This window comes from Microcystis sp. LE19-10.1B, assembly GCF_027530565.1.
GTDB lineage: Bacteria > Cyanobacteriota > Cyanobacteriia > Cyanobacteriales > Microcystaceae > Microcystis > Microcystis aeruginosa.
The window spans coordinates 1-2,095 of record NZ_JAPZQM010000093.1 but is presented as its reverse complement, the minus strand read 5'-3'; the positions used below and the strand labels follow the sequence as shown (position 1 = coordinate 2,095).

4 protein-coding genes are annotated in these 2,095 nt (G+C 39.3%); all 4 read left to right on the top strand.

Features of this window, described 5'->3' with window-relative positions; all coding sequences use genetic code 11:
• Window positions 1-506 (top strand): tetratricopeptide repeat protein (locus O9332_RS03235; protein WP_288023608.1); only part of this gene is annotated, 506 nt, incomplete at its 5' end.
• 36 nt (window positions 507-542) lie between these two features.
• Entirely contained in the window at window positions 543-755 is a 213-nt protein-coding gene (locus O9332_RS03230) for a hypothetical protein (protein WP_002760549.1), read from the top strand.
• A gap of 306 nt (window positions 756-1,061) precedes the next feature.
• The gene (locus O9332_RS03225) at window positions 1,062-1,325 is read left to right on the top strand and encodes a type II toxin-antitoxin system Phd/YefM family antitoxin (RefSeq protein ID WP_288023605.1); all 264 of its coding nucleotides are present in this window, start codon (window positions 1,062-1,064) and stop codon (window positions 1,323-1,325) included.
• Complete coding sequence (locus tag O9332_RS03220; RefSeq protein ID WP_002760548.1) at window positions 1,322-1,708, top strand: type II toxin-antitoxin system VapC family toxin; 387 nt, start codon at window positions 1,322-1,324, stop codon at window positions 1,706-1,708. Before O9332_RS03225 ends, O9332_RS03220 begins: the two co-directional genes overlap by 4 nt.
• Window positions 1,709-2,095: the final 387 nt, after the last annotated feature.

Genomic DNA, 2,095 nt, shown 5'->3' with positions numbered 1-2,095 from the left:
AAATTAAACCCGATTACCATGAAGCTTGGAACAACCGAGGGATTGCGTTAGGTAATTTAGGCAGATTTGAAGAAGCGATCGCATCCTACGATCGAGCTTTAGAAATTAAACCCGATGACCCTTATGCTTGGAACAACCGAGGGATTGCGTTAGGTAATCTAGGCAGATTTGAACAAGCGCTCGCATCCTGGGATCGAGCTTTAGAAATTAAACCCGATTACCATGGAGCTTGGAACAACCGAGGGATTCCGTTAAAGAATTTACGCAGATTTGAGGAAGCGATCGCATCCTACGATCGAGCTTTAGAAATTAATTCAAATTATGCTAATGCTTACTACAATAAAGCTTGCTGTTATGGCTTACAAAATAATGTGGAATTAGCTATCGAAAACTTACAACGCGCCATCAATCTTGATGTCGAATATCAGGATATGGCGAAAACAGATAAAGATTTTGAGCAGATTCGGGGAGATGAGCGGTTTCAGAGTTTCCTAAATCGAGTATAATAATATATATTTGTATTTTAGCTAAGGAGATATTCTATGACTAACACCTACACAGCTATCATTCAGCCAGACGGAGATTGGTGGATTGGTTGGATAGAAGAAATTCCGGGAGTTAACTGTCAAGAAGCATCTCGTGATCAGTTATTAGAAAGCCTAAAAATTACTCTTAGCGAAGCATTAGAATTGAATAAACAGGAAGCAATTTCCGCTACTAGGGGAAACTACCAAGAAGAGAAAATTGTTGTATGAAACGCAAACAGTTTATCGATCACGTCCTGTAGTGGCGAAGCATTCGGATAGGAAATCTACGGTTTCAGCGATAAGTTATTGCCCGAATGCTTCGCCCGTACTTTTTCAGCAAGTCCTAGCCATTCTTGGTAGTTTAACCCCCAATTAAATAAAAGATCTGCGATTCCAAGACATACCGGAGTGATAATTATCACAATTGGGTAATTCAGCAATGGGAAAAAGTTGCCAACCCTTTATTAACTTGTGAGGCAGTTATCACTGAATCCTGTTTTATTTTGTGAAGTAAATAAAGAGAGAAAATTATTCATGTCAAACAAAACTATTGATCTCAATCAAGTACAGTTAACTTTACAAGAACTACTTGCCTTAATAAAGGTAGATACTGAAATTATTATAACCGCAGGAAACAAGCCTGTAGCTCGTCTAATTCCTTGGGGAGATACTGAAAAAACAACGTCTGAAACTCCTTCTCCTAAGTTACGACAACCAGGACTACACGCTGGAAAAATTAGGACTAGCGAAGATTTTGATGAGCCACTTCCTGAAGAATTTTGGACAGGTGAATCATGAAATTTCTTTTAGATACCCATACATTTATTTGGTGGGATAGCGAACCAGAAAAACTCTCTCAAAGAGCTTTAGAACTGTGTAGAGATCCTAGTAATACGCTATTACTTAGTATTACAAGTATTTGGGAAATGCAAATCAAACTACAACTAGGTAAACTATCACTCAAGATACCTTTAGCAGAAATGATTAATACTCAGCAGGAAACTAACCAAATTAGCCTTTTATCAATTACAGTCAGCCATGTTTTAGCTTTAAATACTTTACCTAACATCCATAAAGATCCATTTGACCGCTTGTTAGTTGCTCAAGCTAATCTTGAAAATGCTAGACTGATTAGCCATGATTCAATATTAGCAAAATATCCTGTTCAGATAGATTGGTAGATAGGGCTTGCTGAATAAATGTGAAATATAGACGAGGTAAGAGTTTTAGGGTTCTGTTTTGCTCTCACAGGTGCAAGATTTTGAGAGAATCGTCGTTCAAAACCTTGCGTCTTCATCGGCCCGCGTCCTGTAGGGGCGAAGCATTCGGACAATAACCTATCGGTGAAACCGTAGATTTTCTATCCGAATGCTTCGCCCGTACTTTTTCAGCAAGTCCTAGCCATTCTTGGTGGTTTAACCCCCAATTAAATAGGGGCTGCTGAAAAAGTTTTTCGTGGGGGCAGGGTGTGGGGTGTGGGGTGTGGGGTGTGGGGTTTTACCCATTTTCAGGTGGTCAATTACCTAATTTTCAGGGAAAAAATCCCTAAATTTTCCCCCCAATCACTC

Bases quoted from the DNA above. Each gene is read 5' to 3' on its own strand.
- O9332_RS03230 (WP_002760549.1), top strand. From the start codon at position 543: ATGACTAACACCTACACAGCTATCATTCAGCCAGACGGAGATTGGTGG.
- O9332_RS03225 (WP_288023605.1), top strand. From the start codon at position 1,062: ATGTCAAACAAAACTATTGATCTCAATCAAGTACAGTTAACTTTACAA.
- O9332_RS03220 (WP_002760548.1), top strand. From the start codon at position 1,322: ATGAAATTTCTTTTAGATACCCATACATTTATTTGGTGGGATAGCGAA.